This window comes from Bacillus sp. RB3 (assembly GCF_030164735.1).
Lineage (GTDB): Bacteria > Bacillota > Bacilli > Bacillales > Bacillaceae_G > Bacillus_A > Bacillus_A cereus.
Map to the genome: position 1 here is coordinate 1 of NZ_JASNGE010000125.1, position 304 is coordinate 304.

The following is a 304-nucleotide window of genomic DNA, read 5'->3' on the forward strand; positions in this document are numbered from 1 at the left end:
AGGAAGTCTTGCTCAAAGTCTTTTTCATCATTGATGAAATTCAGGGAATATGTATGAAGACGTTCCCCTTTATTCCCAAATTCGTTTCCTGCTAAACCTGTTAAACCACTGGAATCTAAACCTCCAGAAAGCATAGATACCACTGGTTTATCAGCAATTAACTGACGTTTTACCGTATCTTGTAAAATGGAACGGATTGTCTCAACTGTTGTATCAATATCATCTACATGTTCTTTACTTTCAAGTTTCCAATACTGTGTCGTAGTCGAGCCATTAGAGGTAAACGTCATGTAATGCCCAGCAC

Annotated in this window: 1 protein-coding gene; it reads right to left on the reverse strand. The window is 38.2% G+C overall.

What is annotated here, in order from left to right; genetic code table 11:
- Nucleotides 1–304 (reverse strand): asparagine synthase-related protein (locus QO049_RS30635; protein WP_284489835.1); only part of this gene is annotated, 304 nt, incomplete at both ends.